Annotated in this window: 24 protein-coding genes; 6 read left to right on the top strand and 18 right to left on the bottom strand. The window is 73.3% G+C overall.

Annotated elements, in window-relative coordinates:
* Position 1: 1 nt before the first annotated feature.
* The 8 genes from B5557_RS08790 to B5557_RS08825 all read right to left on the bottom strand — a co-directional run bounded on the left by B5557_RS08790 (position 2) and on the right by B5557_RS08825 (position 7,874).
* Positions 2-763 carry a GvpL/GvpF family gas vesicle protein gene (locus tag B5557_RS08790; protein WP_079658584.1) on the bottom strand — a complete coding sequence of 254 codons (762 nt, stop codon included), beginning with the start codon at positions 761-763 and terminating at the stop codon, positions 2-4.
* Positions 760-1,197: a gas vesicle structural protein GvpA gene (locus B5557_RS08795; protein ID WP_079658585.1), complete on the bottom strand. Its 438-nt coding sequence runs from the start codon at positions 1,195-1,197 to the stop codon at positions 760-762. The genes B5557_RS08790 and B5557_RS08795 overlap by 4 nt, the downstream gene beginning before the upstream one ends.
* Before the next feature lie 61 nt (positions 1,198-1,258).
* Positions 1,259-1,627, bottom strand: a complete 369-nt coding sequence (locus B5557_RS08800; RefSeq protein ID WP_079658586.1) for a gas vesicle protein GvpO — start codon at positions 1,625-1,627, stop codon at positions 1,259-1,261.
* A 45-nt stretch (positions 1,628-1,672) separates the two neighbouring features.
* Positions 1,673-2,695, bottom strand: a complete 1,023-nt coding sequence (locus B5557_RS08805) for a DNA polymerase domain-containing protein (RefSeq protein WP_079658587.1) — start codon at positions 2,693-2,695, stop codon at positions 1,673-1,675.
* Positions 2,692-4,539: a transketolase gene (locus B5557_RS08810; protein ID WP_079658588.1), complete on the bottom strand. Its 1,848-nt coding sequence runs from the start codon at positions 4,537-4,539 to the stop codon at positions 2,692-2,694. The genes B5557_RS08805 and B5557_RS08810 overlap by 4 nt, the downstream gene beginning before the upstream one ends.
* A 4-nt stretch (positions 4,540-4,543) precedes the next feature.
* Entirely contained in the window at positions 4,544-6,184 is a 1,641-nt protein-coding gene (locus B5557_RS08815) for an NAD(P)/FAD-dependent oxidoreductase (RefSeq protein ID WP_079658589.1), read from the bottom strand.
* A gap of 175 nt (positions 6,185-6,359) precedes the next feature.
* The gene (locus tag B5557_RS08820) at positions 6,360-7,388 is read right to left on the bottom strand and encodes an SDR family oxidoreductase (RefSeq protein WP_079664668.1); all 1,029 of its coding nucleotides are present in this window, start codon (positions 7,386-7,388) and stop codon (positions 6,360-6,362) included.
* 12 nt (positions 7,389-7,400) lie between these two features.
* On the bottom strand, positions 7,401-7,874 hold the full coding sequence (locus tag B5557_RS08825) for a phage holin family protein (RefSeq protein ID WP_079658590.1): 474 nt from the start codon (positions 7,872-7,874) through the stop codon (positions 7,401-7,403).
* 134 nt (positions 7,875-8,008) lie between these two features.
* Between B5557_RS08825 and B5557_RS08830 the strand changes: the two genes are divergently transcribed.
* Positions 8,009-8,359 carry a VOC family protein gene (locus B5557_RS08830; RefSeq protein ID WP_079658591.1) on the top strand — a complete coding sequence of 117 codons (351 nt, stop codon included), beginning with the start codon at positions 8,009-8,011 and terminating at the stop codon, positions 8,357-8,359.
* A 107-nt stretch (positions 8,360-8,466) separates the two neighbouring features.
* Positions 8,467-8,814, top strand: a complete 348-nt coding sequence (locus tag B5557_RS08835; protein ID WP_079658592.1) for a DUF6204 family protein — start codon at positions 8,467-8,469, stop codon at positions 8,812-8,814.
* Here the strand turns inward: B5557_RS08835 and B5557_RS08840 are convergent.
* From B5557_RS08840 to B5557_RS08865, 6 genes are all read right to left on the bottom strand, one after another.
* Positions 8,792-9,352: a GNAT family N-acetyltransferase gene (locus B5557_RS08840; RefSeq protein ID WP_079658593.1), complete on the bottom strand. Its 561-nt coding sequence runs from the start codon at positions 9,350-9,352 to the stop codon at positions 8,792-8,794. The two genes, B5557_RS08835 and B5557_RS08840, sit on opposite strands and share 23 nt — an antisense overlap.
* A 21-nt stretch (positions 9,353-9,373) precedes the next feature.
* The gene (locus B5557_RS08845; RefSeq protein WP_079658594.1) at positions 9,374-9,679 is read right to left on the bottom strand and encodes a LapA family protein; all 306 of its coding nucleotides are present in this window, start codon (positions 9,677-9,679) and stop codon (positions 9,374-9,376) included.
* A gap of 87 nt (positions 9,680-9,766) precedes the next feature.
* Positions 9,767-10,690 carry a S66 peptidase family protein gene (locus tag B5557_RS08850; protein WP_079658595.1) on the bottom strand — a complete coding sequence of 308 codons (924 nt, stop codon included), beginning with the start codon at positions 10,688-10,690 and terminating at the stop codon, positions 9,767-9,769.
* A complete protein-coding gene (locus B5557_RS08855) occupies positions 10,687-12,651 on the bottom strand; it encodes a prolyl oligopeptidase family serine peptidase (RefSeq protein ID WP_079658596.1) in 1,965 nt (654 codons plus the stop codon). The genes B5557_RS08850 and B5557_RS08855 overlap by 4 nt, the downstream gene beginning before the upstream one ends.
* Positions 12,652-12,667: 16 nt before the next feature.
* A complete protein-coding gene (locus B5557_RS08860) occupies positions 12,668-13,972 on the bottom strand; it encodes a M20/M25/M40 family metallo-hydrolase (protein WP_079658597.1) in 1,305 nt (434 codons plus the stop codon).
* A gap of 62 nt (positions 13,973-14,034) precedes the next feature.
* Positions 14,035-14,868, bottom strand: coding sequence for a M55 family metallopeptidase (locus tag B5557_RS08865; protein ID WP_079658598.1), 834 nt, complete (start codon positions 14,866-14,868; stop codon positions 14,035-14,037).
* Positions 14,869-15,047: 179 nt separating this feature from the next.
* On the opposite strand from B5557_RS08865, the gene B5557_RS08870 reads away from it, so the two are divergent.
* Together B5557_RS08870 and B5557_RS08875 are read left to right on the top strand one after the other, a co-directional pair.
* Positions 15,048-16,478 carry an MBL fold metallo-hydrolase gene (locus B5557_RS08870; protein ID WP_079658599.1) on the top strand — a complete coding sequence of 477 codons (1,431 nt, stop codon included), beginning with the start codon at positions 15,048-15,050 and terminating at the stop codon, positions 16,476-16,478.
* Entirely contained in the window at positions 16,475-17,218 is a 744-nt protein-coding gene (locus tag B5557_RS08875; protein WP_079658600.1) for a sulfite exporter TauE/SafE family protein, read from the top strand. The genes B5557_RS08870 and B5557_RS08875 overlap by 4 nt, the downstream gene beginning before the upstream one ends.
* Before the next feature lie 21 nt (positions 17,219-17,239).
* Here B5557_RS08875 and B5557_RS08880 read toward each other — a convergent pair whose 3' ends face one another.
* Positions 17,240-17,506: a metal-sensitive transcriptional regulator gene (locus B5557_RS08880; protein WP_399316624.1), complete on the bottom strand. Its 267-nt coding sequence runs from the start codon at positions 17,504-17,506 to the stop codon at positions 17,240-17,242.
* 111 nt (positions 17,507-17,617) lie between these two features.
* Between B5557_RS08880 and B5557_RS08885 the strand changes: the two genes are divergently transcribed.
* The gene (locus tag B5557_RS08885; protein ID WP_079658602.1) at positions 17,618-18,247 is read left to right on the top strand and encodes a rhodanese-like domain-containing protein; all 630 of its coding nucleotides are present in this window, start codon (positions 17,618-17,620) and stop codon (positions 18,245-18,247) included.
* Positions 18,248-18,295: 48 nt separating this feature from the next.
* Positions 18,296-19,240, top strand: a complete 945-nt coding sequence (locus B5557_RS08890) for a sigma-70 family RNA polymerase sigma factor (RefSeq protein ID WP_079658603.1) — start codon at positions 18,296-18,298, stop codon at positions 19,238-19,240.
* Positions 19,241-19,294: 54 nt separating this feature from the next.
* Here the strand turns inward: B5557_RS08890 and B5557_RS08895 are convergent, their stop codons facing one another.
* The 3 genes from B5557_RS08895 to B5557_RS45680 form a co-directional block, all read right to left on the bottom strand.
* Positions 19,295-19,636: a DoxX family protein gene (locus B5557_RS08895; protein ID WP_079658604.1), complete on the bottom strand. Its 342-nt coding sequence runs from the start codon at positions 19,634-19,636 to the stop codon at positions 19,295-19,297.
* A 105-nt stretch (positions 19,637-19,741) separates the two neighbouring features.
* On the bottom strand, positions 19,742-20,467 hold the full coding sequence (locus B5557_RS08900) for a class I SAM-dependent methyltransferase (RefSeq protein ID WP_079658605.1): 726 nt from the start codon (positions 20,465-20,467) through the stop codon (positions 19,742-19,744).
* A gap of 157 nt (positions 20,468-20,624) precedes the next feature.
* A complete protein-coding gene (locus B5557_RS45680) occupies positions 20,625-23,138 on the bottom strand; it encodes a SpoIIE family protein phosphatase (RefSeq protein ID WP_079658606.1) in 2,514 nt (837 codons plus the stop codon).
* Positions 23,139-23,247 lie beyond the last annotated feature (109 nt).

Raw genomic sequence — 23,247 nt, forward strand, 5'->3', positions numbered from 1 at the left:
CCTACTCCGTGGCGGGATCCGCGGGTGCGGCCGGATCCGCCGGACCGGGTTCGACGAAGCTGTACGGCGGCAGCGGCCCGTTGACCCGTACTTCGAGGTGCGGACGGCTCTTGCGCAGTTCCTCCGCGGCCTCCAGGAAACCGGCCGCCTCGTCCCGGTCCACCAGGAACGAGACGTTGACCAGCCAGCCCGTGGACTCGGGGCCCAGGGCGGTGGCCGCGGCCAGCGGCGTGAGGTGGCGCTGCACGTCGGCCGCGTCCTCGGCCTCCTTGGCCTTGACCGCGGCGGCCACCATCTCGCCCAGCTGCAGCCGCTGCTCGTAACTGCCGCCGCCCGACTGCCGATTGGACTCGGCGAGCGCCCGCAGCTCGGGGCTGTCGGCCATCACCTGGTGCAGGACGGCCTCCTCGACGTGCGAGGCCTTGACGTTGTACTCGACCTTGCCGTCGATGGCGTCCAGCCGCTCGATGTAGTGCTCGGCGCGCTCGGCGAGGACCCCGGTGACGGAGCTGTCGTCGGGCGCCACGCTGCCGAACCGCATGGGCAGCACGCAGCCGGCCGCGCCGGTCTCGGCAAGCACGTTCTGGTGGGCGAGCAGTTCCCTGCGCTTGGGTCGCAGCCCTTCGGGGGCGTCGCTGACGACCGCCGCCAGCTCGCCCTCCTTCAGCACGCGCACCGGCAGCGGCGGGTCACCGACGCCGGCCAGACCGTCGGGAAGGGCCGGGTGCGAGCTCGCGACGATGCCGTAGACGTACGTACTCACTCCTCTTCCTCCTTCCGGCGCGAAGGGGTGCTCTTGCGCGGACGCTGCCTGGGCTCCCGCTCGCGCTCCCCCGAGCTCTCGTCACGGGCCTGCTTGAAGGCGTCGGAAACGGTCTCCGCGGCGCCGGCCAGCGCGCCCTTGGACTTGCCGCGCGCGCCGGACTCGGTGATCTCGCCGACCAGATCGGGCAGGCCCGGGCTCTTGCGCGGCCCCGCCTCCAGATCGAGCCGGTTGCACGCCTCGGCGAAGCGGAGATAGGTGTCGACGCTGGCCACCACGACCCGTACGTCGATCTTGAGGATCTCGATGCCGACCAGGGAGACCCGCACGAACGCGTCGATGACGAGACCCCTGTCTAGGACGAGCTCCAGCACGTCGTAGAGGCCGCTGGAGCCGCCTCCGCCGCCGGTCTGTTGTGCCGGGACAACGGTCATGTCGACCGCGCCTCCTTGTCTCGGATTGGATGATCGTCTCGGAAGGGAACGGGCCGGCGGCCTAGTGGCCGCCCGACCGGTGTACGTCGGCCCGCCCGCGCTCATAACGGCGGACGCGTCGATAGCCGGTGAGCTGACCCTCAGGATCGAGTTCGACCTGGTAGCTCGCCATCAGGCTCATCGTGTCGGGCACGCGGGCGAGTTCCAGAACCTCTATCTCCAGGGACCAGCCGTCCTCCGTCTGCTCGAAGGACGGGACGCTTTCGGCGGCCATGCCGGTCAGTTCCGCGAGCTGGGCGCGCGCCTGGCGCAGCACCTCCATGGGGTCGGGCCGGTCGTCCGTCACGTTGCCGCCCTCGCCTTCTTCGCTCTGTGGATCTTGGGAATCATGTGAAGTTCGTGACTTTTCCGTGCTTTTTGTGTTCACCATGGCCAACTCTTCCTCCGGGTGGCCTGAAGACTCTTGGCCAAACCTTCACGAGCCGCGCAGTGCGTCGAGCCGGCGCCGGGCCGGGCCCAGGGCGCGCCCGCGGCCCGGCATCCCGGACCAGGGCCGGGTGCGGGCCTGCTCGACGGCGTCGGCGATGGTCCAGCGGCGCGGGCCGAGCTCCGGATCGTCGAGCTGCTCCCAGGTGATCGGTGTGGCGACCGGCGCTCCGGGCCGGGCCCGCACCGTGAAGGGGGCTACGGCGGTCTGGGCGTAGGCGTTGCGCTGTACGTCCAGGTAGAGACGGTTGCCGCGGTCCTTGATGCGGGCGGCCGTGGTCAGCCGGTCGGGGTGCTCGGCGACGAGGAGTTCGGCGGCGTCCCGGGCGAAGGCGCGCACCTCATCGAAGCCGAGGCCCTCCGAGCCGCCGGAGCCGTCCGAGCTGTCCGAACGGTCGGAGCTGTCGGAGCCGTCGGAGCCGTGCGAGCCGTCGAGGGGGACGACGACGTGCAGTCCGCGCGAGCCGGTCGTCATCAGGGCGGAGGGTAGCCGCAGCTCGCGGAGCAGCTCGCCCAGCCATCCGGCGGCCTCGCGGACGGCGGCGAAGGGGGCGTCGTCGGCCGGGTCGAGGTCGAAGACCATCAGGTCCGGCCGGTCGACCCGGCCGGCCCGCGACAGCCAGCGGTGCAGGGTGAGGCAGGCCTGGTCGGCGAGGAAGGCGAGGGTGGCGGAGTCGTCACAGACGGTGTGGCACACCGTGCCGTCCTCCTTGGCCACCTCGACCCGCGTGATCCACTCCGGATAGTGCGCGGGGGTGTTCTTCTGCATGAAGCGGGGGCCGTCGATCCCGTCCGGATGCCGCTCCAGCATCAGCGGGCGGCCACGCAGCTGCGGCAGCATGAACGCGGCGACCGACCGGTAGTACGCGACGAGGTCGCCCTTCGTGTACTCCTTCGCGTCCTCGCCGGCCGGGAAGAGCACCTTGTCCGGCCGGTGCACCTCGACGGTACGGCGGCCGGCGCGCACCGTGCGCACCTCGCCGCCGTTGCCGCCGCCCGCGCCCTTGCTCATGGCGCGATCGCCTGTTCCACCAGCAGCCTCGCGGATGCGGCGATCGACTCGGCGTCGATGCCGGCGGCGTGCAACTGCTCGGCCGGGCTCGCCGAACCGGGCATCGTCCGCACGGCCAGGCGCACCAGCCGGGGCATCGGCCGCCCGTCGAGGAAGGCGTCGAGGACGGCGTCCCCGAGGCCGCCCTGCTCATGGTGGTCCTCCACGCTCAGCAGCAGCCCGGTCTCCTCGGCGGCGCGCCGCAGCGTGGCCCGGTCGACGGGCTTGACCGAGTACAGGTCGACGACCCGGACGGCGATGCCCTCGCCGGCGAGCGCGTCGGCGGCCCGCAGCGCCTCGTGCACGGTGACGCCGGCCGCGACGATCGTCATGCGGTCCCGGTCGGAGGAGCGCAGCACCTTGCTGCCGCCGACGGGGAACTCCTCGTCGGGCCCGTAGAGCACCGGTCCGGCGCCGCGCGAGGTGCGCAGATAGCGGACGCCGTCCAGTCCGGCCATGGCGGTGACGAGCCGGGCGGTCTGGTTGGGGTCGCAGGGGTACAGCACGGTCGAGCCGTGCACGGCCCGGAACATCGCCAGGTCCTCCAGGCCCATCTGCGAGGGCCCGTCCTGCCCGATGGAGACTCCGGCGTGCGAGCCGACCAGGTTGATGCCGGCGCCGCTGATCGAGGCCATGCGCACGAAGTCGTAGGCGCGGGTCAGGAAGGCCGCGAACGTGGACGCGTACGGCACCCAGCCGCGCGTCGCGAGGCCGACCGCGGCGGCGACGAGCTGCTGTTCGGCGATGTAGCACTCGAAGAAGCGGTCGGGATGCTCCTTGGCGAAGGCCTCGGCGCGGGTGGAGTCGCTCACCTCGCCGTCGAGGGCGACGACGTCACCGCGGGCCGTGCCGAGGGCGGCGAGGGCCTGCCCGTAGGCGTCCCGGGTCGCCGCCTCCTCGCCCTTCTCCCACCTGGGCAGGTCGAGGTGTCCGGTGGGCACGGAGTGCAGCATGCGCGTCTCGGCCGGTGCGTGCACCTGGACCCGCAGGTCGCGGAGGCCGCCCAGCTCCTCGATCGCCTCGTCGGCGTCGGGCAGCGGCTTGCCGTGCAGGCCCTCGCGGTCCTGAACGGACTCGACGCCCTTGCCCTTGAGCGTGCGGGCGAGGATCGCGGTGGGCTGGCCCTTGGTGGAGATCGCCTCGCCGTACGCGCGGTCGATCGCGTCCACGTCGTGCCCGTCGATCTCGACCGTGTGCCAGCCGAAGGCCTGGAAGCGGCGTGCGTAGGCGTCGAGGTCGTGGCCGTGCCGGGTGGGGCCGCGCTGGCCGAGCCGGTTGACGTCCACGATCGCCGTGAGGTTGTCGAGGTGCTCGTGGCCCGCGTGCTCGGCGGCCTCCCACACCGAGCCCTCGGCGAGCTCGCTGTCTCCGCACAGCACCCACACTCGGTAGTCGACCCGGTCCAGCCGTTTCCCGGCCAGCGAGATACCGACGCCCACCGGGAGCCCCTGCCCAAGCGATCCGGTAGCCGTCTCGACCCAGGGCAGCCGCTGCGGGGTGGGGTGCCCTTCGAGCCGGCTGCCGAGCTTGCGGAAGGTGAGGAGTTCCTCGTCGTCGACGGCCCCGGCGGCCTTGTAGGCGGAGTAGAGCAACGGGGAGGCGTGGCCCTTGGAGAGGACGAAGCGGTCGTTGCCGGGGTGGGCGGGGCGGTCGAAGTCGTAGCGGAGGTGGTGGGCGAGCAGTACGGCCATCAGGTCCGCGGCCGACATCGAGGACGTCGGGTGCCCGGACCCCGCCGCGGCGGAGGCACGCACACTGTCCACCCTCAACTGCTGTCCGAGTTCGGTGAGTTCGGCGGTGTCCATCGGGCTACTGGTCTCCTTCTACGCGATCCGCGCGGACGTCACCGCGCTTGACAGGCCCGGGCGCCGGATGCCCCTTGGCGGGCGCTGGCCCGGGCTGGTTCTTCGCGGGCTCCGGCCCCGGCTGGTTCTTCGCGGGCTCCGGCCCCGGCTGGTTCTTCGCGGGTTCGACGCCGGGCCGACTCCCCTCCGCCTCGGCTGCGGTCTCGCCCTTGGCCACCTCGGGCGTCGGGGAGGTGATGGTCTGGTGGTCGGTCTCGGTCTCGGTCTCCGCGTCGGGTTCGCCGTTCACGTCCTCGGGAGCGGCCGCGCCGGGACCGGAAACCGGTTCCCGCCTGGGGGCGCCCGGTACCCGTGCCAGCTCGGGCGACGCCGTGTCCAGCGGCACCGACCAGGACCGTACGAGACCCAACTGAACGGACTGGCGCGGGAGTACGGCGTCCAGCAGCCAGTCGGCAGCCACCCGGACGCGGTTGCCGGGCATCGCGGCGAGATGGTAGCCGCGGGCCACCGCCCCGGCCACGGGACCGGACAACTGGACGCCGAGCGGATTCGCGGCCGCCTGTGCCCCGCCCAGGTCGACGACGAACCCCAGGTCCTTGTGCCGGTACGGCCGCAGACCGCCTCCCCCGCCGCACGAGGCGGCGACGTTCTGTCCGGCCACCTTGCCCTGCCGCCACGCATGCTGCGCGGTCATCGGCGCGTATTCCCCGGGCCTTTCCAGATCCGGTACGGCGGCCGCGTCACCGCAGGCGAACACCTCGGGCCGGCCCGGCACCTGCAGGGTCGGCTCGACGAGCAGCCGGCCACGCTCCAGGGGCAGCCCCAGCGACTCCACGAGCGGATCGGGCCGGACGCCCACGCACCACACCAGCGTGCGGGTGTCGACGAACTCGCCGTCGGTCAGCAGGACCCCCTCGCCCGTGGCCTCCTTCACGGAGGTCCCCATGCGCACCTCCACGCCCCGTTCGCGCAGCACCCGGTCGGCGGTGCGCGAGAGCCGTTCGTCCAGTTCGGGCAGGACGCGCTCGGCGACGTCGAGCAGCAGCCAGCGCGGCCGCATGCCCGTGCGCAGCGGGTGGTCGCGCACCAGCGCGTCGGTCAACCGCTGGCCCTGCGCGGCTACTTCGGTGCCCGTGTAGCCCGCCCCGACCACGACGAAGGTGCAACGCGCCACGCAGTCGGACGCGTTGTCGCCGGAGGCGGCCAACTCCACCTGCCTGGTGAGGTGATCGCGCAGATAGAGCGCCTCGGGCAGGCCGCGGAAGCCGTGCGCGTGCTCGGCGACCCCGGGGATGGGCAGCAGCTTGTTGACGCTGCCCGCAGCGAGCACGAGCCGGTCGTACCCGAGCGAACCCGTGTCGCCCTCGGGGTCGCTGTAGTGGACGGTGCGCCCGTCGAGATCGATGCGGTCGGCCTCGCCCAGCACGAGCCGTACGTCGCGCAGGGTGCCGGACAGCGACACGGCGACCCTGCGCGGTTCGAGGATGCCCGCCGCCACCTGGGGCAGCAGGGGCAGATACAGGAAGTGATCGGTCGGGTTGAGCAGGGTGATGTCGGCCCGTCCCCGGGCCGCCCGGGCCAGAGTGCGGGCCGCCCGGTATCCGGCGAAGCCTGCTCCGACGATCACGATGCGGGGTCGGCTCACGGTTCGCCTCCGGCGGTGTTCGGACGGTGGTGCGGACGGTTGTCGTACGAGGGCTTCCGCGTCCCCCTGGCTGTGGCGGCCAAACGTGCGCCGGTTTCCCGTCCGGGCGCCCCTGCACGGCTACGGCGATGGCCACGCCCACGCCCATGCCCATGGCTGCGGCTGGAGCTCTGACTCAGAGCCGGCCGCGACGGCGCAGCCCGACGCCGACAGCGCCCATGGAGGCGCCCAGCGCCCCGGCCAGCAGCCCCTTCCCCATCCGGGCCCGGTTGCGCGAGACCCACTCCTGCGCGCTGCGGTCCGCCGCTTCCCCGTCGAAACGCCCGTGCGGCCCGAAGTCGTGCCCATGGGGCCCGTCGGCGGGGGCCCACAGGTTCCCCACGCCTGCGTGGCCGCCGGCGTCCTGCTGGGCGTCGAAGCCGGTCCGCGCCAGATACCGGTCCAACAGCCCGGGTGCGACCGCGTTGGCCATCAGGGTCGCCGCCGTGGACCCGCCCACCCAGTACTCGCGCCGCCTGCCGTGCCCGGCCGCGTGCACGATCGCCCGCGCGGCGACCTCGGGCTGGTACACCGGAGCGACCGGCCGGGCCCGCCCGGGCATCCGGTTCAGGACCCATTCGAACTGCGGTGTGTTCATCGCGGGCAGCTGCACCATCGTCGTGCGGACCTTGCTGCCTGCGTGCAGCAGCTCGCACCGCAGCGACTCGTTGAACCCCTGGATCGCGTGCTTGGCCCCGCAGTACGCCGACTGCAGCGGCACCCCGCGGTAGGCGAGCGCCGAACCGACCTGCACGATCGTGCCGCGGCCCCGTGGCAGCATGTGCCGCAGGGCCGCCCGGGTACCGAACACGTAGCCCAGATAGGTCACTTCGGTGACGCGGCGGAACTCGTCCGGGGTGATCTCGGTGAACGGCGCGAAGACGCCGGCGAAGGCGTTGTTGACCCAGATGTCGATCCCGCCGAACACGTCGACGACCTGCTGTGCCGCGTCCTCGACGGCGTTGGCGTCGGCGGTGTCTACGCTCACGACGAGCGCCTCACCGCCGGCGCGCCGCACGTCCTCCGCCGCGGCGGCGAGGCCCTCGCGGCCCCGGGCCAGGAGGGCGACCCGGTCGCCGCGGGCGGCGAAGGCGACGGCCGTGGCCCGGCCCACGCCCCCGCTGGCTCCGGTCACCACGACGGCCCTGCCCGCTCCTCGACGGATGCTCACCGCGTGTCACCCCCGGTGGTGCGGGTTCTCGGGGTCGATGTCGTCCAGGCGCGGCGCCTCGCCCGGTGCCGGCACTCCGGTGCCGGGCGCGGTCGGCGGCATCGGCGGGTAGGCCGTTCCGGTACCGCCGGGCGGCCCGGCCGGCGGCGTGCCGCCGATGACCCGCCCGTGGCTCCTGGGCCGCGGCGTGTGGGGCTGGGCGGCGCCCCGCAGCAGGTACGCCACGGCGCCGAGGATCGCGGCGGTGATCAGCGCCGCGGCCCAGCCCGGCAGGCCCACGTCGAGGGCCAGGCCGACCGCGAGTGCGACGGCCGCGCCCGCGTAGAGGGCGACGGCGCCGGACGCGGCGTACAGCGTGGCCTTACGGCGCTGCTTGCGGGACTGCTCGCGCAGTTCGTCGCGGATCGTCTCGCGCGCCACCTGCGCCAGTTCGTCGACCAGATGCTTGTCCAGATGCTCCAGGTGATCGATGCGCTCCATGGCCGCCGGGTACCCGCCGTCACCGACGCATAACGCCGGCGGCCGGCGCACCGGGGCGGGAACGGCGAGGGGACGGCGAGAGGATCAGGTGAAGGGATCACCCGGCCGCGGCCGCCCCAACTAGGCTCGTCCGCATGGACATTCTGGGAGCAACGCTGCGTGTCTGTGTCGACGACCTGGAGGCCGCGGTCTCCTTCTACGAGCGGCTGGCGGGGACCGACGCCCTCCGTTTCGAGCGGGGCGGGGTGCAGGTGGCCGCCGTCGGCTGCTTCCTGCTGATGAGCGGCCCCCCGGCCGAGCTGGAGGTGCTGCGCAAGGTGGCCGCGACGATCGCCGTGACGGACGTCGACGAGGTGCACAAGACCCTCACCGAGCTGGGCGCGGACGTCCTGGCCGGCCCGGTACCGACGCCGGTGGGCCGCAACCTGATCGTCCGGCACCCGGACGGTGCGGTGTACGAGTACGCGGACCGGCGCGGGCACTAGGACGAAAAATCCGTGTGCGGCGCCGATTCCCGGCCGTAGAGTCGGGCGTTCGACGCCCCGCGCGCAAGACCGACCGGGCGCGCAAGACCGACAGTGAGTGAGTGACAGTGAGTGAGCAGCACACGTATCGGGTGATCGTCCGTGGCACGTGGGACGGTCTCACCGAGGCGGCCCGTACCCGGCTGCTCGCCGAGGCCGACGGCCACGGGCTGACGAGCATGCGGTTCACCGAGGAGGGCTCGCTGTCCTACGAGTCGTCGCCGCTGAAGCACTTCTCGATGCGGTACGTGGTGGTGTCGGACGCGGCGGACGGCGAGGAGCTGGCGGGCGCGCTCGCCGAGGAGCGCGCCGAGACGACGCTGCGGGAGCTCGGCTACGGCTTCGCCGGCCTGAGGTCGACGGTCACGGACCTCGACACCATGAAGATCAACTTCAAGCCCGCGTCCCGTCGTTGACCGTCTCTGCGGTGATCGCCCACCGCTCGTGGTCGCGCCACTCCCCGTCGATGTAGATCATCTTCGGGGAGAAGCCCTCCAGCCGGAAGCCGCAGGCCCGGGCGAGGGCGATCGAGGCGGCGTTCCCGGGCTGCACGTTGATCTCCAGCCGGTGCAGCCGCAACGGCCCGAAGGCGTACCGCACCACGAGGCCTAGCGCCTCGCGCATCAGCCCGCGCCCGGCCGCGTGCGCGAAGACGCCGTAGCCCAGCGCACCGCACTGGAAGCCGCCCTCGACGATGTTGTTGATGTTCACGAATCCGGCGACGGCCCCGTCCTCCCGGGTGCACACGAGGAACCCGGCCTTCGACCGGTCCTCTATCAGCCGGCCCGCGTACGCCGTGTACGCGTCGGCGGTGGCCGGCGGGAACAGCCACGGACGGTGCAGGTCCTTGCTCTCCCGCACCCGGGCGGTGAACTCCGGCCCGTCCTCGTAGGTGAAGTGGCGTATACCGGTGCGGGGGCCCTCGGCGAGGTAGCGGGATGCGGTGTGCGGCATCGGGTCAGCCTACGACGCCGGTCACCTCCGCCGGGTCCTGGAATACGCGAGATACGCCCCGCACAGCGCGCCGATGAGCCCCGTGGCGAGCAGGGCCGCCCACAGCGGCATCGTCACCTCGGGAGTCAGCAGTCGGATCTTCGTGGCGCGGGTGTTCTCGAAGATGAAGATCAGGGCGAGGACGGCGAGCACCAGGACGGCGATCCGGGCGGGCGTCAGCGCCCCGGCCCTGCCACCGCCCTTCACGTCGCGCCCGGAGGTCTCGGAGGTCTTCGAGGTCTTCGAGGTCTTCGAGGTCTTCGAGGTCTTCGAGGTCTTCGGGCTCATGCCACCAGGGTGGGACCGAAGCCTCCGGCACGCACGGTGAGACGTGCGCTCCGGGTGAGTCGTGCCCGTCCGCCGCGGGGCAGGAGGTCAGCGCAGGGCGGGCGCGTCGAGGGTGAGGGTGCCCGCGTCCGCGTCGAGGGCGGCGGCCACGCCGAACGGCACGGTCACCGCTCCCTCGCAGTGCCCGAATCCGAGCTCCTCGACCACGGGGACGCCGAGGCCGCCGAGCCGGTCGGCGAGGACCGGCCGCAGATTCTCGTACGGGCCGCACCTGTCCCAGGAGCCGAGCGCGACGCCCGCGACCCCGTCCAGCCAGCCGGTGCGCAGGAGTTGGGTGAGGGCCCGGTCCACCGCGTACGGCGACTCCCCGACGTCCTCGATCAGCAGCAGTCCGCCGCGGGCGCCGGCGTGGGTGTGCGGGGTGCCGTGGCCGGTGGCCAGCAGCGCCAGACAGCCGCCCATGGTGATGCCCCGTGCCCGGCCCGAGGCGAGGGCGGTACCGGTGGAGGCGAGCGTGCGGACGGTCTCCGGGGCGAACAGGGTGGCCTTGAGGTGGTCCTGCGCGCGGGCGTTCTTGATGAAGTCGACGCCCGCGGCCACCGGCCCGTACAGCGTGACCAGGCCGAGGCGGACGGCGAAGGCCTCGTGCAGGGTGGTGGCGTCGCTGAAGCCGACGAACACCTTCGGTCCGGCCGCCCGCATCGCGTCCCAGTCGAGCAGGTCGACGACGCGCTGGGCGCCGTAGCCGCCGCGTGCGCACAGCACGGCGTCGACGGCCGGGTCGCACCAGGCCCGCTGGAGGTCGGCGGCCCGGTCGGCGTCGGCGCCCGCGAGGTAGGGCAGCCGGTCGTGCCGCTCCAGCACATGGGGGGCGACCACCGGGTCGAGGTCCCAGCCGCGCAGCAGGTCGAGACCGGCCTGGAGCCGCTCCTCCGCCACGGGTCCGCTGGGCGCGACGACCGCGACCCGGGCGCCCGCGGCGAGCCGCGACGGCCGCACGAGTTCCTTCACTGCACGAGCTCCAACCTCGGGACACCGGGCGGACGCAGCCCGAACACCTGAGCGTACAGCGAGAGCTCGGCCTCCAGCGCGCGCACCATCGTCGCCGCCTGCCGGAACCCGTGCCCCTCCCCCTCGAAGGCGAGGTACGCGTGCGGCACCGACCGCCCCGCCAGCCGGGCCAGGAACCGTTCGCACTGGGCGGGCGGGCAGATCACGTCGTCCAGGCCCTGCAGCAGCAGGAACGGCACCGTGATCCGGTCGGCGTGCTCGACGGGCGAGCGCTGCGCGTACCGGGCGGGCACCTCGGCGAGCGGTCCGACGAGGCTGTCCACGTACCGCGACTCGAGGTCGTGGGTCTCCCCCGTCGCCCAGCCCACCAGGTCCAGCACGGGGTAGAGAATCGTGCCGCAGGCGTAGACGTCGGTGCCGGTCAGCGAGGCGGCGGCGGTCCAGCCGCCGGCGCTGCCGCCGCGGATCGCCAGCCGGTCGCGGTCGGCGGTGCCCTCGTCGGCCAGGGCCAGCGCGACCGCCGCGCAGTCCTCGACGTCGACCACGCCCCACTGCTCGCGCAGCCGCTCCCGGTAGGCCCGCCCGTACCCGGTCGAACCCCCGTAGTCGACCTCGACGACCCCGATGCCCCGCGAGGTGAAGTAGGCGATCTCCAGGTCCAGCACGAGCGGCGCCCGGTCGGTGGGCCCGCCGTGGGCCCAGATGACATACGGCGGCAGTTCGTGGCCGGGGGCGACGAGTGCGGGGTGGTGGGGCGGATAGACGTGCGCGTGGATGTCACGGCCGTCGGGTCCGCCGAAGGTGCGGATCCGGGGCTCGGGGTAGTGGGCCGGGTCCACGGCGTCGTCGTGCGCGGCGCCGATCACCCGGGCGCGGCCGGTCCGGGCGTCCAGCTCCACCACTTCGTACGCGGTGCGCGGACTGGCCGCGACGGCGACGACGCGTTCGGCGTGCACGGCGAGGGTCGAGGCGAACTCCGTCCACGGCCCCGCCGCGTCGATCAGCTCCCCCGTCCGCGGGTCGAGGATCCCGAGGGCGGTGGCCCCCCGGCCGTGCACGACGGCGACGAGCCCGCTGTCCAACGGCGCGAACCAGCGGTGCCCGAGCTTCCACAGGGCCCCGCCGAACTCCTCCTCGCGCGGGCAGACCGGTTCGTGGTCGCGGTACAGGTTCCACCAGCCGCTGCGGTCGCTCACATACAGCAGGCAGTCGTCCGCCGACCGCATCCAGTCGACCTGCGCGATCGACTCCTGCGGCCCGCCGGCCACCACCCGGGCATCGCTCAGCATGCCGCCGCCCGTGACGTCGGCGACGACCACCTCCGTCCCCTCCCACGGCATCCGCGGATGGTCCCAGGCCAGCCAGGCGGCCCTGCGGCCGTCGGGCGAGAGACGGGCTCCGGTGACGAACCGGCGGCTGTCGTCGGTGAGTTCGCGTACGGCGTCGCGGTCGTGCGCGGCCGAGCCGTCCAGCGGTACGGCCGCCAGGACGCGGCGGACGTCGGTGGGGCCTTCGCCGGTGAACTCCTCCAGTACGCACCAGACTTCACGCCGTTCCAGCAGCAACTGCGGCTCCGCCCAGCGCAGTCCGCCGCCCACGCCGGAGACGGGAGTGAGCGGGCGCGGCTCGGCGTCGGGGCCGGGCTCGTACGCGTACAGCCGCTGGTCGGCGAAGTGCACGAACACCACGAGGGGCCGGCCGTCCCGTACGGTGCCGGCCCAGGGTTGTCCGCCGTACTCGACGACCCGGCTGCGGACATTCCAGGGTGCGGGCAGGACGGACTCCTCCGTGCCGTCCGCGCGTCGCCGCACGAGGGTGCGGCGGCCGTTCTCGGTCGGCCGGGGCGCGGTCCACCACACCTCGTCGCCGACGAAACCGACGTACTCGGGGCGCCCGTCGTGGGTGGCCGCCAGGGTCGCGTCGATGGGCGAGGGCCAGGAACCGTAGGGCAGGACCTGCACGTTCTCCCCCGCTCGCCTAGGCCGTCCGCAGGAACCGGTCGAGGACCTGGACGCCGAAGTGCAGCGCCTCGACCGGAACCCGTTCGTCGACCCCGTGGAAGAGGGCCTGGTGGTCGAAGCCCTGCGGGAGCTTCAGCGGTGCGAAGCCGTAGCCGGTGATGCCGAGCCGCGAGAACTGCTTGGCGTCCGTGCCGCCGGACATGCAGTACGGCACCACGTGCCCCTCGGGCGCGAACTCCTCGACGGCGGCGCGCATCCGGGCGAAGACCGGCGCGTCGACCGGTGCCTGGAGGGCGACCTCGCGGTGCTGGAACTCCCAGTCGACGTCCGGGCCGGTGAGTTCGTCGATGGTCGCGCGGAACTCGTCCTCGGCGCCCGCGAGATAGCGGCCGTCGACGAACGCGACGGCCTCGCCGGGGATCACGTTGATTTTGTAACCGGCGTCCAGCATCGTCGGGTTGGCGCTGTTGCGCACGGTGGCCTCGACGAGGGCGGCGGTCGGGCCGAGCTTCTCCAACAGGCCGTCCACGTCGCGCAGTTCGGTCTCGATGCCGTACAGCGCGCCGAGTTCGGTGAGGGCGGCGCGGACGGTCGGGGTGAGCCGGAGCGGCCACGGGTGCCCGCCGATGCGGGCGACGGCCGCGGCCAGCCGGGTCACCGCGTTGTCCCGGTTGACCTTGGAGCCGTGTCCGGCGCGCCCGCGCGCGGTGAGCTTCAGCCAGGCCGTGCCGCGCTCGCCCGCGGCGATGGGGTAGATCTCGCGTCCGGCGCCGTCGTGGAAGGTGAACGCGCCCGATTCGCCGATGGCCTCGGTGCAGCCCTCGAACAGCCCCGGATGGCGGTCGGCGAGGAACCCGGAGCCGTCCTCGGCGGTGGCCTCCTCGTCGGCGGTGAAGGCGATGACGAGGTCGCGCCGGGGCCGCACGCCCTGCCGCGCCCAGCCCCTGAGCACGGCCAGGATCATCGCGTCCATGTTCTTCATGTCGACGGCGCCGCGCCCCCACACGACCCCGTCGCGCACCTCCCCGGAGAACGGGTGCACGCTCCAGTCGGCGGCCTCGGCGGGGACGACGTCCAGATGGCCGTGGACCAGCAGCGCGTCGGCGGTCGGATCGGAGCCCTCGACCCGGGCGACGACGTTGGTGCGCCCCGGGGTGCGTTCGAGCAGCGTCGGCTCGACGCCCGCCTCGGCGAGCAGCGCGGCCGCGTACTCGGCGGCGGGCCGCTCCCGGCAGTCCCCGCCGCCCCGGTTGGCGGTGTCGATACGGATGAGGTCGGAGGTGAACCGCACGACCTCGTCCCGTGCCTGCGCGTCAGCCATGCCGCTCCCGCTCCTGCCCGTACCCGTGGCTGTGCCTGTGCCTGTGCCTGTGCCTGTGCTGCTCAGCCATACTGCTCCTCGATCGCGGCCGCGACGATCGTGGTGACCGCCTTGAAGGCACGGATGCCCTCGTACATGGTTGCGCTGGTGTACGCGACCTTCCGCTCGCCGATGCGGGCGACACCGGGCACGAGGGTGGCCGTCATCGCGAGGTGCTCGGCGTCGAACTCCACCGCTACGGTGAACGGCCCACCCCTCACCGGCTCCTGATGGACCGCCAGTTGCGCCGCCTCCTTCGCCGCCGCCCGGATGTCGGCGGCGGTGCGGGCAGGCGTACGGCACACGGCCGCGTACCGCGAGACATGGTCCTTCACCGCGACCTTCAGCGCCCCGGGCGCGTACCCGAGCGCGTCCTCGCAGGCCAGGTCGTCGCCGGTGACCAGGACGACCGGCACGCCGTACTCGGCGACGACATGCGCGTTGAGCAGACCCTCGCTGGCCCGTACGTCGTTCAGCCACACGCCGGTGATCGAGTTGGCGAGGTAGGTGTGGGCGAGGACGCCCTCCATGCCGGCGCCCGTGTGGTAGCCGACGAACGCGATGCCGTCGACGTCGCCGTGCTGGACGCCCTCCACCATGGAGAGGGACTTGTGCCGGCCGGTGAGCAGCTCCACCCGCTCGTCGAGCTGTTCGAGGAGCAGGTTGCGCATGGTCGAGTGGGCCTCGTTGACGAGGACCTCGTCCGCCCCGCCGTCGAAGAAGCCCAGCGCCGCGGCGTTGACGTCCGAGGTGAACATCGACCGGCACCGCTCCCATTCGGCGGTGCCCGGCAGCACGTCGGCAGGCCAGGTGACACCGGTGGCGCCCTCCATGTCGGCGCTGATGAGGATCTTCACGTCGGGCCCCGTCCATTCCAGGAGTACCCGAGCCTAGGGCCTGGCCGACGGATCGCGCCGCAGGAGCGGGGTGTGGCGGCGACCAGGGTCCGGAAATACCCCAGGGGGTATCTCTGTTACCTTGGATGTCAGATACCCCCGGGGGTACTTTTCGGCTTCTGTGAAGGAGTGAGTGTGCCGTGTTCCTAGTCGACGTCCTCCAGACCGAGGGGCTGGGCCATCGCAGCCATCTGGCGGGCGGCGCCCGCGCCGCGGTGGTCGTGGACCCGCCGCGCGACATCGACCGCGTGATCGCCGCGGCGGCGCGGCGCGGGGTGCGGATCGTCGCCGTCGCCGAGACCCATGTGCACAACGACTACGTGACCGGTGGACTGGAACTGGCCCGGCTCACGGGGGCGCGCTATCTGGTGCCGGCCGGGGCGGAGGTGACGTACGCGCGTGTGCCGGTCGCCGACGGAGACGTGGAGCCGATCGACGAGGACCTCGTCCTGCGGGCGGTGGCCACCCCCGGACACACCCCGCACCACACCGCTTACGTCCTCGAGGAGGCGGGCCGGCCGGTGGCCGCGTTCACCGGCGGTTCCCTGCTGATCGGCAGCGTGGGCCGGCCCGACCTCGTCGAGCCGCGGCTGACCGAGCGGCTGGCCCGGGCGCAGCACACCTCCGCGCACCGCCTCGCGCGGGAGCTGGCGGACGAGGTGGCGGTGCTGCCCACGCACGGCTTCGGCAGCTTCTGCTCCTCCACGCAGGCCGGCGGCGCGCACAGCACGATCGGCGTCGAGAAGGCGTCCAACCCGGCGCTCCTGCAGGACGCGGACACGTTCGTGAAGGAGCTGCTGGCGGGGCTGGACGACGTCCCGGCGTACTACGCGCACATGGGCCCGGCCAACGCGGGCGGCCCCGCCCCGGTGGACCTGACGGCGCCGCGGCGCGCCGACGCGGGCGAGATCGCCCGGCGGCTCGCGGCCGGCGAGTGGGTGGTGGACCTGCGCAGCCGGGTGGCGTTCGCCGCAGGTCACGTGGCCGGGGCGGTCAACTTCGAGGTCGACGGGCAGCTCGCGACCTATCTGGCCTGGCTGATCCCGTGGGGCAAGCCGGTGACGCTGCTCGCCGGGAGCGCTGAGGACGTCGGGCGCGCCCAGCGGGAGCTCGCCCGGGTCGGCATCGACCGCCCGGCCGCGGCGGCCGTGGGCTCCCCCGCCGACTGGCTCGTGGACGGAGCACGCCCGGCCTCGTTCCCACGGGCCACCTTCGCCGACCTCGCCGCCGCCCGCCGGCGCGGCGAGGACATGACCGTGCTCGACGTCCGCCGGGACCGCGAGCGTGCGGTCGGCTGGATCGAGGGCAGCGTGCACATCCCCCTCCACCAGCTCCATCCGCGGCTCGCCGAGGTGCCCGCGGGCACGGTCTGGGTGCACTGCGCGGGCGGGATGCGCGCGGCCATCGCCGCCTCCCTGCTCGACGCCGCCGGCCGGCACGTCGTAGCCGTCGACGACGCCTTCACCGCAGCAGCCGCCGCCAACCTCCCCCTCACCATCCCCGGTCTCAACACCCCTGGCCAGACCGCCTCCGCCCTCGCCGTCCCCGGCTTCGGCACCTCCGGCGCATGAGCGCGTTCGTTCTGGCGTTGGTTGCCGGGGGGCTGGTCGGTCTGGCGCTGGGGGCGCTGGGCGCGGGCGGCAGCATCCTGACCGTTCCCGCGCTGATCTACCTGCTCGGTTTCAGCCCGGTCGCGGCGACCACCGCGGGCCTGGTCATCGTCATCGCCACGGCGGTCACCGCGCTCCTCGCGCACGCGCGGGCCGGCGCGGTGCGCTGGCGGGCGGGGCTGCTGTTCGCGGCGGCCGGTCTGCCGCCGGCCGCGGCGGCGGGCGCCCTGTCCACACGGGTCCCCGAGCCGGTGCTGACGCTGATGTTCGCGGGACTGGCCGCCCTGGCCGCCGTCCGCATGCTGCGCCGCCGAGCCCCGCGCGGCGACGGGCGGGTCTCGGCGGCGCGTGCGGCGGGAGCCGGGGCCGGGCTGGGCGCGGTGACCGGGTTCCTGGGGGTCGGCGGCGGGTTTCTCGCCGTGCCCGCGCTGGTGGGCGTCCTGGCCGTGCCGATGAGCGCGGCGGTGGGCACGAGTCTGCTGGTCGTCGCAGCCAACGCGCTGGCGGCCCTCACGGCCCGGGCGTTCACGGCCGTCCACCTGGACTGGACGCTGATCATGCCGTTTCTCGCGACCGCCGTCCTCGGGGCCTGGGACGGCAGACGACTGGCCGCGAAGGTCTCCGCCGCGACCCTGCAGCGCGTCTTCGGCGGCGTGCTGCTGGCCGTGGCGGTGGGCATGGGCGTGAGCGCCGTCCGGTGACCGGATACGGATCCCGGGCGCTCAGGCGAGCGACAGGAAGAGCTTCTCCAGGCGGGCCCGCATCTGCGCGGAGTTCCGGATCTCCGGGTCCTCGCTGGTCATGCACTGCTCCAGCCCCGTCGCGATGATCGCGAAGCCGGCCCGGTCCAGGGCCCGGGATACGGCGGCGAGCTGGGTGACCACGTCCTCGCAGTCACGGCCCTCCTCGATCATCCGGATCACACCCGCGAGTTGCCCCTGGGCGCGCCGCAGCCGGTTGAGCGCCGACTTCAGTTCCTCGGCCGACATGTCGAGTTGCACATTTCCTCCTCCATGACCCGCATACACCTATGCGACCCCATATACCCCCATGGGTATCCTACCCGTGCGGGACAACACCCCGTCGAAAGGTTCTGTTCCATGACCGACCCCGCGATCGACCGTACGACCGTCCCCGCGTCCATCCCCGCGTCCGCCCCTGCCGGCCTGACCGTCGCCCAGGCCGCCGCCCGGCTCGACGAGTTCACCGTCGTCGACGTGCGCACGCCCGGCGAGTACGCCGGGGGCCGGCTGCCCGGCGCCCGCAACGTCCCCCTGGACCGGCTCGGCGAGGCCGCGAGCGCCCTGCGGGCAGCCGCCGCGCGCGGGCCGCTGCTGCTCGTGTGCGCCTCCGGCAACCGGTCCGCGAAGGGCTGCGCGCAGCTCGCGGCCCTCGGCGTCGAGGCGGCCACACTGGAGGGCGGCACCGGCGGCTGGGCGGCGGCCGGCCACCCGGTCGAGCGTCCGGCGGGGTCCCGTACCCCCTGGCCGATGGACCGCCAGGTCCGGCTCGCCGCCGGCTCTCTGGTGCTCGCCGGTTTCGCCGTGGGTCTGGCCCGGCCGGGCGCGCACCGGCTGTCCGGGCTGATCGGCGCCGGGCTGGTCTTCTCGGCGGCGACCGACACCTGCGGCATGGCCGCCCTGCTGGCCCGGCTCCCGCACAACCGGCCGCCCAAGGACGCCCTTTCCTTCGAGGAGACGTTGGTGCGGCTGGCCACCCCCGTGTTGTGATCTCCGCACACAAGCCTGCACCGCAGTGACACGAACGGGGATCCGCTCATGACCACGCACACGACGCTGCCACCGGAGCGCTTCGAGGCCGACCGGCCTCATCTGCGCGCCGTCGCCTACCGCATGCTGGGCTCGCTCGGCGAGGCGGAGGACGCCGTACAGGAGACCTGGCTCAGGGCGGCCACGGCGGACATCGGCGCGGTGGAGAACCTCAGCGGGTGGCTGACCACGGTGGTGGGCCGGGTGTGCCTGAACATGCTGCGCTCCCGTAGAACGCGGCCGGAGGTCTCGCTCGACGACCGGGTGAGCGAGCCCGCCGTCGACCCCGGGGAGGGCGGCGATCCCGAGGAGGAGGCGCTCCTCGCCGACTCGGTCGGGGTCGCGCTCCTCGTCGTCCTGGACACCCTGGCCCCGGCCGAGCGGCTCGCGTTCGTGCTGCACGACCTGTTCTCCGTGCCGTTCGACGACATCGCCCCGATGATCGAGCGCACCCCGGCCGCCACGCGGCAACTGGCCAGCCGGGCCCGCCGGCGCGTCCGGGGATCCGCGCCCGCGGATGCGCCCGCCACCGTTGCCGCCGCCGTTCCCGCCGGCGCGCCTGCCGTCGACCGCGTCCGGCAGCGCGAGGTCGTCGAGGCGTTCCTGGCCGCCACGCGCGGCGGCGACTTCGAGGCGCTGCTCGCCCTGCTGCACCCGGACGTGGTCCTCACCGCCGACCGTTTCGTCGTCCCGACGCCCGAGCCCGTCGCGGTCGGCGGGGCCCGGCCCGTGGCCGAGGGCGCGATGGCGGCGACCGGCCGCGCCCGGTTCACCGGCCTCGCCCTGCTCGACGGCCGGGTCGGCCTCGCGATGGCGCCGCAGGGCAGGCTGCGGCTGGTCCTGATGTTCACGATCACCGAGGGCGGGATCACCGGGATCGACGTGGTGGCGGAGCGGGCGCGGCTGGACGGCATCGAGGTGGCGGTGCTCGACGCCGTCGGGTTCGACGGCTGACCCCACGGGTGGGGGGCGACCGGAGTTCCCGGCCGCCCCCCACCCGCCCGTTCGTCAGAACGCCAGCACCAGCGAGGCCACGACCGGCGCCGCGTAGACCAGCGGGAACAGCGCGTGCGAGAACCAGCGGGCCCGCAGCACGGTGACGACGGCCCCGAGGAAGTACAGCACCAGACCGGCCGCGGCGAGCACGCCCACCACGGGCACGAACAGCCCCGCCAGCAGCCCGGCCGCGCCGGCGGCCTTGGCCGCGCCGAGGAACGGCCACCATGCGCGCGGCACTTCGTAGTCGGCCAGCGGCTTCACCGTCCACTCGGCGCGCAGGAAGACCGAGGCGGCCGAGAAGCCGGCCATGACGGCTCCGACGACGGTGACGACAACATAGGCAGTGGACATGTCAGCAGCTCCTCAGCGGGGGTCTCCGTGCGTTCCTTCACCCCCCTGACACGGCGCGACGCGCGAGTGTGACCGCCCCGGACACCCCTTTCGATGTGAGGGCGGTCACAGAGCGCGGGCCGCCACGAACCACTTCGACGGCAGCTCGATCCGGGTGCCGTCCGGTGTGACCTCGGTGGTGACGAGCGGCAGTTCACCGGAGGCCAGCACCGTGAGCCCGGCCGCGCGCAGATACTCCGGCACCGCGTCGTCGGCGACCTCGCCGGGGGCGATGCCGTGCCGGAAGATCGGCGCGAGCTTCGGCGGCGGACCGGCCGGGCCCTGCGCCAGCGAACCGAGGACGGGGCGGGCGGCCTCCGACAGTTCGACGAGGAACGCCCGGCCGCGCTCCCCCACCAGCGTGGCGATCCCCTCCACCAGCGGCTGCCGGTCGTCGGCCTCGCACTGGTGCAGGACACCCCTCATGTAGACGTTGGCGTCCCCCAGTTCGGTGTGCAGGGTGTCGGCCGCGCCCTTCTCGGCCGCGTCCAGCAGCCGGTACGTCGCCAGTCCGGCGGGGTCGGTGCGCCGGGCGTGATCGAGGGCCGCGGCGGCCAGATCGGCTCCGACCACATGCGGGAAGCGGTCGGCGAAGTACCGGGTCTGGGTGCCGTTGCCGCAGCCGAGATCCACCAACGCCAGGCCCGCGTCGACGATATGGGGTTCGAAGAAGGCCAGGTGCACGGCGGAGGTCACACGTGGATCCGCGTCCCAGAACACCCCGCCCGGCTCGTCCGGGGCCTCCCGCCAGAAACCCTCCCACGCCTCCCGGTACCGACTCGCCACGCTCATGCACAACTCCCCAGGATGCAAGATCGATCCGCCGTAAGTGACGGGCGAGTACGGTCTATCGCTCCAGGGGGTCCGCTACAAGCAGGCAGCGCATTCCTTCACTCCGCCTTCGACATCCGTACGCCGTCGCGCGCCTCGTCCCGGGGGCGGCCAGTGGTCAGCGGCGCGGCAGCGTCAGCTCGAACCAGACGGACTTCCCGGCCCCCGTGCGGCTGGCGCCCCACTCGCGGGCCAGCGTGCTCACCACGCGCAGCCCCCGCCCGAACTCGTCGCCGGGCCCGGCGCTCAACAGGGTCGGCAGTTCGTGATCGTCGTCGTCGACCTCGCACAGCAGCGTGTCACCGCGTACGAGGCGCAGGGCCACGGGCTGCCGGTGGGAGTGTCCCAGGGCGTTGGTGACGAGTTCGCTGACCATCAGCTCGGCCGCGTCGGCCAGTTTCGCCAGCCCCCAGTCGTGGAGCTGCTCGCGGACCACCGCGCGGGCCCGGCTCACCTCGGCCGGGTCCAGACGCAGCCGCCATTCCGCGACGTCGTCCGGCTCGATGCCGTTGAGCCGGGTCATGAGCAGAGCCACGTCGTCCTTGCGGCCGCCACGCGTGTTGAGGGCGCGGATGATCGTGTCGCAGGCGTCGTCCATGGCGGCGGCCGGGTGGGCGGCGGACTCGCAGAGCGTCGCCAGGCCCACGCCGATGTCCTCACCGCGCACCTCCACCAGACCGTCGGTGCACATGACCAGCCGGTCGCCCGGCTCCACGCGCACGCGGACCGCCTCGAAGGGCACCCCGCCGACGCCGATGGGCGCGCCGGTGGGCAGGTCGAGGAGTTCGCTGCGGCCGTCGACGGCACGCACCAACACCGGTGGGATGTGGCCCGCGTTGGCGAGGTGCAGCTCGCTCTCGATCGGGTCGTAGACCGCGTAAAGACAGGTCGCCAGGTAGGTGTCGCCGAGCCGTTGCGCCAAGTCGTCGAGATTGCGCAGGAGTTGGGCGGGCGGCAGGTCCAGGGCGGCCATGGTCTGCACGGCCGTGCGCAACTGGCCCATCATGGCGGCCGAGTTGAGGCCGTGGCCCATGACGTCGCCGACGACGAGGGCGGTGCGGGCGCCGGGCAGCTTCACCGAGTCGAACCAGTCACCGCCGACGCGCCCCAGCAGCGTGCCCGGCAGATAGCGGGTGGCGATGTCGCAGCCCGCCATGCGGGGCGGGATGTGCGGCAGCATGCTGTCCTGGAGGGTCTCGGCGACGCTCTCCTGGTAGGTGTACATGCGCGCGTTGTCGAGCACGAGGCCCGCGCGGGCGGCGAGTTCGGCGCCGGTGACGCGGTCCATGTCGTTGAAGACGGCGCGCTCGGGGTGGCGCAGCAGGATCATGAAGCCGAGGACGACGTTACGGGCCTTCAGCGGGACGACGAGCATGGAGCGGCCGGTGATGAGGGGCCGGATGTCGCGTTTCTCGAACTGCGAGGCGATGGCGTGGCCCATCTGCTCAGTGATACGCGGCACGAGGACGGGTTCGCCGGTGGTCATGCACTGGAAGAACGGGGTGTGCGCGGGGAACGGCATGGCCTCGCCGACGGGCACCACGTCGTCCCAGCGGCCGGGCTCGTCGGTGTGCTCCAGGGCGACCCGGTGCCACATGGTGGTCGTGTCCGGCACGCCGTCGGGGAACCCCTCGCCGGCGACGACCTGTTCGCGCAGATAGGTGCCGGCGACGTCGGTGAAGCGCGGGACGACGGCTCTGCTGACCTCGACGATGGTGCGGGACAGGTCGAGGGAGGTGCCGATCTTCCCACTGACCTCGTTGAGAAATTCCAGGCGTTCACGGACGGCGACGTACTCGAGGTCCTCCCTGTCGTCGGCGAGGTCCTCCGGGAGGGGCATCCCTTCGGCCACGGCGCGGGCGGCCCGCTCTCGGCGGACCCTGCGTTCGACGCGCCGGGCCACGCCCCAGTCGGGGGTCACGGGCACCCGGTCGTTCTGGCTGAACTCCAGGACGGGATAGCCGAGTTCGAGGATCTGCGCGACGATGCGGGCGCTTTCGCCGACGCTCATGCTGGGCAGGATCTCGGGCAGTCGGCGGGCGAGGTCCTCGGCGCCGGGGAAGTCGGTGTGCAGGGCGAAGCCGGGGGCGATGCGTTCGACGGCCGCCCGGTCCACCGGATCGTCACTGTGCAGTGCCGCCGCGTCCGCGGCCAGCACCAGCAGCCGTTCCGTTCCCGGTCCGACCAGCGGGTAGGCCCACCACAGGACATCGACCCGGTCGCCGTCGCGCTCGGGCACGGTCAGCCGGGCCCGCCCGGCGGCCGGGTAGCCGAGACCCCGGTCGAGGGAGGAGTCCAACCCGGGCCCGAGACCGTCGTAGGCGGCGTGGTCCCCGTAGCTCCTGTAGCCCCCGTAGCCCCCGGCCGTCCCGTATCCGGCGTCCGGAAGGTCGTCTTCGGGGTCGGGGAGCGCACCGGAGACGGGGAGCAGATCGATCGCGGGCCGGCCGATCGCCTCCTCCTTGGCGGCGCCGAAGAGCCGGCGTGCGCCGGTGCTCCAGTGGGATACGAGGCCCTCGCGGTCCACCACGACCACGGCCAGCGGGACGCGCCCGGCGTCGGCCACGCCGTCGGCCGTCTCGCCCCCTGCTCCGCGGCTGGGAGGTGCGTCCCTCTCGGTGCCACGGTCCATGGCCCAGGCCCTCTCTCCCCAGAGCTACGCAAGATCTGTCCCGCAGTCCCCACCGTACGGTGCGCCTCCGTCGGCATGTGCGGCAATGATGGAATTGGTTTCACCGGGG

Source organism: Streptomyces sp. 3214.6 (assembly GCF_900129855.1).
Lineage (GTDB): Bacteria > Actinomycetota > Actinomycetes > Streptomycetales > Streptomycetaceae > Streptomyces > Streptomyces soliscabiei.

Bases quoted from the DNA above. Each gene is read 5' to 3' on its own strand.
- B5557_RS08860 (WP_079658597.1), bottom strand. From the start codon at position 13,972: ATGGCTGACGCGCAGGCACGGGACGAGGTCGTGCGGTTCACCTCCGAC.
- B5557_RS08805 (WP_079658587.1), bottom strand. From the start codon at position 2,695: ATGAGCAAGGGCGCGGGCGGCGGCAACGGCGGCGAGGTGCGCACGGTG.
- B5557_RS08795 (WP_079658585.1), bottom strand. From the start codon at position 1,197: ATGACCGTTGTCCCGGCACAACAGACCGGCGGCGGAGGCGGCTCCAGC.
- B5557_RS08890 (WP_079658603.1), top strand. From the start codon at position 18,296: ATGACCACGCACACGACGCTGCCACCGGAGCGCTTCGAGGCCGACCGG.
- B5557_RS08880 (WP_399316624.1), bottom strand. From the start codon at position 17,506: ATGTCGGCCGAGGAACTGAAGTCGGCGCTCAACCGGCTGCGGCGCGCC.
- B5557_RS08885 (WP_079658602.1), top strand. From the start codon at position 17,618: ATGACCGACCCCGCGATCGACCGTACGACCGTCCCCGCGTCCATCCCC.
- B5557_RS08800 (WP_079658586.1), bottom strand. From the start codon at position 1,627: ATGGTGAACACAAAAAGCACGGAAAAGTCACGAACTTCACATGATTCC.
- B5557_RS08840 (WP_079658593.1), bottom strand. From the start codon at position 9,352: ATGCCGCACACCGCATCCCGCTACCTCGCCGAGGGCCCCCGCACCGGT.
- B5557_RS08830 (WP_079658591.1), top strand. From the start codon at position 8,009: ATGGACATTCTGGGAGCAACGCTGCGTGTCTGTGTCGACGACCTGGAG.
- B5557_RS08895 (WP_079658604.1), bottom strand. From the start codon at position 19,636: ATGTCCACTGCCTATGTTGTCGTCACCGTCGTCGGAGCCGTCATGGCC.
- B5557_RS08810 (WP_079658588.1), bottom strand. From the start codon at position 4,539: ATGGACACCGCCGAACTCACCGAACTCGGACAGCAGTTGAGGGTGGAC.
- B5557_RS45680 (WP_079658606.1), bottom strand. From the start codon at position 23,138: ATGGACCGTGGCACCGAGAGGGACGCACCTCCCAGCCGCGGAGCAGGG.
- B5557_RS08845 (WP_079658594.1), bottom strand. From the start codon at position 9,679: ATGAGCCCGAAGACCTCGAAGACCTCGAAGACCTCGAAGACCTCGAAG.
- B5557_RS08875 (WP_079658600.1), top strand. From the start codon at position 16,475: ATGAGCGCGTTCGTTCTGGCGTTGGTTGCCGGGGGGCTGGTCGGTCTG.
- B5557_RS08825 (WP_079658590.1), bottom strand. From the start codon at position 7,874: ATGGAGCGCATCGATCACCTGGAGCATCTGGACAAGCATCTGGTCGAC.
- B5557_RS08900 (WP_079658605.1), bottom strand. From the start codon at position 20,467: ATGAGCGTGGCGAGTCGGTACCGGGAGGCGTGGGAGGGTTTCTGGCGG.